This is a genomic window from Mesorhizobium sp. ORS 3428 (assembly GCF_001854785.1).
GTDB lineage: Bacteria > Pseudomonadota > Alphaproteobacteria > Rhizobiales > Rhizobiaceae > Mesorhizobium.
In genome coordinates this window covers 1-5184 of record NZ_MDFL01000040.1, presented here as the reverse complement: position 1 = coordinate 5184, position 5184 = coordinate 1, and the positions used below count along the sequence as shown (strand labels likewise).

Here is a 5184-nt window from a genome sequence, read left to right as displayed (position 1 = left end):
GGATCTGCAGCAGCGCTTGATGGCGCGATCGCCAAGGCTTATGAGGGCAAGAAGGGCTTCATCGCGGCGTACTGGGCTCCTACTTCGCTTCTCGTAAAGTATCCGATGGTGCGCCTTGAAGCCGCCCATGACGAGGCCGAGTGGGTGCGTTGCACCACAAAGCAAGATTGTCCTGATCCGAAGCCGAATTACTGGAAGACGGCCGAAGAAATCACACTCGCCTCCGGAAAGTTCTTGAAGCGCGACGATGTGGCTCCGGCAAAGGATTATTTCGCAAAGCGGAGTTGGAGCCAGGCCGAGGTTGGCAAGGTCATGCTATGGATGACTGAGAACCAGGCCAACGGCGAGGACGGCGCAAAGTGGTTCATCCAGAACATGCCTGAAGTCTGGACGAAGTGGGTCACGGCTGACGTCGCCGAGAAAGTCAAGGCTGCGGCCAAGTAAAGTCGCGAATTGCATCGAAGCRGCTAACTTTGGTGGCTGTGACGTGCTTTCAGCGGTAACATGCCTAGGGGCGCGATATGGAATGGCTGTTTAAATTTCCGCAGTTAGACGCTGACTTTCTACTGACCATCAAACGGGCGACCGACGGGTCACTTCGAAGCTTGACAAGACTTTATGGCGACACGATCGAGAATTTCTTCTACCCGCTGCAGCAGGTTTTGATTTTCTTCGAAGACATAATCACCGGGTCGCCATGGCCGCTCGTGATTGTTGTGCTAGCCGGTGTGGCGTGGTTTGCGGCGCGGCGTTGGTCCGTGGTAGCGGCTGTCGTCGGAACTCTGATCGCGATCGGCCTTCTTGGCCTGTGGCAGGATGCGATGAAGACGATTTCGCTCGTCTTYACAGCTACGGTCTTTTCCATCGCCCTCGGTATGCCTCTGGGCATCTTTATGAACCGCTTTCAGCGCGTTGGTGCTGCGATTCAGACAGTACTCGACGTAATGCAAACGATGCCGCCTTTCGTCTATCTGATCCCGGTCGTCATGCTGCTCGGCATCGGCCGCGTGCCTGGGTTCATTGCTGTAGTGATCTACGCCGTGCCACCGATTATCCGTCTTACTGACCTGGGGATTCGCCTGGTGGACAAAGAAGTCCTGGAAGCCGCCGATRCTTACGGMTGTTCGCGGGGGCAAAAGCTCTGGAAGGTCCAAATGCCGCTTGCGATGCCCACGATCATGGCGGGCGTTAATCAGACGATCATGATGGCCCTCGGCATGGTTGTCATCGCTTCAATGATCGGCGTGCAGGGGCTGGGTCTGAACGTCCTGCAAGCAATTGCCAATCAGTATTTTACGCAGGGCATCTTCAACGGCTTTGCCATTGTTGGGATTGCAATTATCTTCGACCGCACCAGCCAGGCCTATGGCCGCCGGCTCCAGATGCGACAGGCAACCCGCGCATGATTAATGGCCAGGCGTCGATCGAGATACRCGATCTATACAAGATCTTTGGCAGGTCGCCGGAGCAACACGTCAGCCGAGTCCGCAGTGGATTGTCTAAGGCCGAGCTTGGAAAAGTTCATGGACACATACTGGGGCTGAACAATATCAACATATCCATGCCGGCCGGCAAGATCCAGGTCATCATGGGGCTGTCCGGCTCCGGCAAGTCGACGCTAATTAGGCACATCAATCGCCTGATCGAGCCAACGTCTGGCTCGATCATGATTGACGGACGCAACATTTTGGAGATGTCCGAACTGGAGTTGCGGGAATTTCGTCGCAACAAGACAGCGATGGTTTTTCAGAGGTTTGCGCTCCTGCCGCACCGGACCGTTCTCGACAACGTGATTTTTGGATTGGAGGTGCGCGGCATTGACAAGGCCAGGAGCCGCGCCATTGGYATGCGCTGGATCGAGCGCGTTGGGCTTGTCGGGTTTGAGAAGCGCTATCCGGAAGAATTGTCTGGCGGCATGCAACAGCGGGTGGGACTGGCGCGCGCCCTCAGCAACGATGCCTCCATCCTGTTAATGGACGAGGCCTACTCGGCTCTCGATCCGTTGATAAGGACCGACATGCAGACCATGCTCCTTGAATTGCAGGCTGAGTTGAAGAAGACCGTTGTCTTCATCACGCACGACCTTGATGAGGCGCTGCGGCTTGGGGACCAGATCGTCATCTTGCGGGACGGTTCGATCATCCAGCAAGGTGACARCCAAGACATTCTGTTAAACCCCGCCGACGATTACATCGCCAGGTTCGTAAAGGACGTCAATCGCGCGCGATTCTTAAAAGTGGATGCTGTCATGGAACCCATTCCGCCATCCGTCAACAGATCGCTGCCGACGCTTAGGTCTGGATCGACCCTGGAGACCGCGGCCGTGGAGCTTACAAATTCTCCGTCTTACGAAGCCACTGTTGTCGATAGCGCTGGCAAGCCCCTCGGAGCAGTTTCCCTGCGCAAGATCACCGCTGCTATGTCGTCCGCAATCGCTAAGCACGAGGCAATGAAACGCGATGTTGCGATCGATGCTGTGGATGCATGCGGCCGATAGGCGGCCGCATAACAGGAATGTCGGTAGAGCAGGGCGCCGTCAGCGTCACCATCGCCTCGGGCCGGCTCGCAATCGCAGTGCCCAAACTTGCTGGTCCGTTTCGCGGGCCGGGCGGCGAGCAGTCAGCGAGTCCATGACCCRCGTTCTAGATGGCGTGCGTGGAATATGCTTCAGGTGATTAGTGGTCGCCGTGCCGATGTAGAGGATTGACACTCTCTCACGCAGGTGCACCGAGGAGAAGTCCTTCATGCAGTCTGTACACGCAGAAAGAGGCTCGTCCGGATGAGCAGGGTGACGCGTGGAGATGCGGCAGTTTCGTCGGCAACGTTTGYCCCGCTGGAAAACTCAACCTTTCGCTCCATCTGGATTGCCGCGCAATTGTCCAGCTTTGGGTGGCTATTGCAGACTGTTGCCGTCGGTTGGCTGATGGCGACCATCTCAAGCTCCGATGTGATGGTCGCACTGGTGCAGACTTCCACGACGCTGCCGGTGTTCATACTGTCGATCTTTGCTGGCGCTATCGCCGATAATTTCAGCCGGCGCAATGTGATGACGATGGGCTGGTGCGTTATAGCGCTATCATCAACGATGTTGACAGCTCTTGTGGGTCTGGGGTTTTACAATCCATGGATGATCCTGGCATTCAGCTGCCTGGCTGGGTGCGGAGCCGCCTTTACCGATCCGGYTTGGCACGCCTCGGTCGGYGATATCCTGCGAAAACGCGAAGTTCYGGCTGCGGTCACACTGATCTCGGTGGGCTACAATGYAGTGCGAAGTATCGGTCCGGCGCTCGGCGGYGTTGTCGTTGCGTCCTTTGGAGCCCTAACCGCTTTCGCGGCCGCCACGCTGACCTACCTCGTCATGCTGTGGGCCATCGGACGCTATAAATGGGCTGGTCGCCCGTCGCCCCTGCCACGTGAGTCACTAACCACCGCCGTATATGACGGGACGCGCTTCACGGCACTGTCGGCGGAGATCATGGCAGCAATCGCGCGGGGAGYGCTTTTCGGCCTGGCGAGCATTTCCATATTGGCCCTGCTTCCCCTGATTGCTCGCGATCAGCTGGGAGGGGGACCAATCGCCTACGGCATCCTCATGGCCGGTTTCGGCACTGGCGCCTTGTGCGCCGGCCTGTCCAACAACCTGCTGAGAAGGTCGCTGTCTCAGGAGYGGTTAACGACGCTTGCGTGCATAGCCGCTGCTGGGTGCTGCGTGGCTCTTGCGTTCACGCCTTCCCTGGCGGTGGCCAGTGTTGCCTTGACGCTCGGCGGCGCCGCCTGGGTCGTCACCTGGACGGGGCTTGACGTCAGCGTACAATTGTCGAGCCCTCGGTGGGTCGTTGGTCGGACGCTCTCGATCCACTATGCCCTTTGCTCCGGCGGCCTTGCCGCCGGGAGCTGGCTTTGGGGCGCAGTGGCTGAGCACTATTCGCTCGCATTGGCGCTGGAAAGCTCCGCAGGCGCTCTGCTGTTGGTTGCCGGCACTGGCTTGCTTCTTCCAATCCGTGAATGGCAAGAGGCCGACCAGGACCCTCTTGGCTTCGAAACACCAGCAATTGCGCTGGAGCTGAAGCCTAGAAGCGGYCCGATCGTGGTGAAGATCGAGTATTCGATTCCGGAGCCGAATGTGGATACCTTCTTGGAGCTGATGCGGGAAAGACGTCGTGTGCAAAGGCGGGTGGGAGCTCGACACTGGAACATCCAGCGCGATCTGCGGGAGCCGTTGCTTTGGACCGAGACGTTTCGCACACCGACCTGGATGGATTACCTTCGCCTGAACCATCGCCTGACAGCGACCGACAAGGAACTGGATCAGCGACTCCTCGAATTGCATGCGGGAGAGCTTCCACCTTGCACCAGCCTTTTGATCGAGCGTCCGACGGGTGCGACTCGCAGGCGACATGAATCGACGGGCTTCCTTTTCCGGCGCTGACCTATGCACTCYCAAACCCACGGCGGCGATCAGCGCCCGGCGGAAGAATGAGATGCCATGCGCATATGCGAAAGCAGATGTCCCGGTGAGCACATGGAAGGATTTCTAATCCCAAACGAACCAGTCCGTGGCTCCGTCGAACTTTCGAGCGCAATAACTGTGCATGCCGCAGGGTACTAGTATTTCATACCCCTTCCGAGATGATTTCACCAAAGCTGGTGTGGTCTTCTCATAGATCGAGCGAGACGCTTGGCTTCGTCAGAAACCGTTCCCTTTGCACGCCGTAAAGTCYGGGCCGGCATCTCGAAGACCAAGACCGGAATGCAGAGACACCAGGCGACGAAGGTTTGAAAGTGCGACCGAACCTCTTGGACGGGATGTCATAGTCGATTACGTCGAGATGGGACCTCCCGTTGCGGAGAAGCTCAATAGTTTGATCAGGCGGGTGAAGCATTGCATACTTGAATTTGGACACAGTGATGATGGTCTCTCGGCCTTCATCTGCCGATCGAATGYTGGATGGTGTCGCTTTGGCGYGGCGCGAACACGCGTGCTTGCAGTGGGAGGCAAGAGGCAAGTCCGATTAGGCAATGCATCCTTGGAATCCCAAGGCGCAGGGCGTGTTTTCAGCTGGGCAACGCTCGCCGAAAACTTGGGGTAAAGACCACAAACAGGCAATTGCGCGCTCGGCTGGCTCGGGCCTTTCGGTTCACTGACAAGTTAGCCAGCGCAATAGAACAGCCTGGCGTGGCGTG

The 5184-nt window shown here is 57.7% G+C and carries 4 protein-coding genes; all 4 read left to right on the top strand.

The features are described from left to right. The coding region (locus ORS3428_RS05670) for a glycine betaine ABC transporter substrate-binding protein (protein ID WP_274534784.1) at positions 1 to 444 on the top strand (444 nt) is incomplete at its 5' end. Positions 445 to 521: 77 nt separating this feature from the next. Continuing rightward, positions 522 to 1406, top strand: coding sequence for an ABC transporter permease (locus ORS3428_RS05665; protein WP_071095375.1), 885 nt, complete (start codon positions 522 to 524; stop codon positions 1404 to 1406). After that, a complete protein-coding gene (locus ORS3428_RS05660) occupies positions 1403 to 2497 on the top strand; it encodes a quaternary amine ABC transporter ATP-binding protein (protein WP_071095372.1) in 1095 nt (364 codons plus the stop codon). Before ORS3428_RS05665 ends, ORS3428_RS05660 begins: the two co-directional genes overlap by 4 nt. 282 nt (positions 2498 to 2779) lie before the next feature. After that, positions 2780 to 4429: an MFS transporter gene (locus tag ORS3428_RS05655; RefSeq protein WP_071095370.1), complete on the top strand. Its 1650-nt coding sequence runs from the start codon at positions 2780 to 2782 to the stop codon at positions 4427 to 4429. The last annotated feature ends 755 nt before the right edge of the window (positions 4430 to 5184 follow it).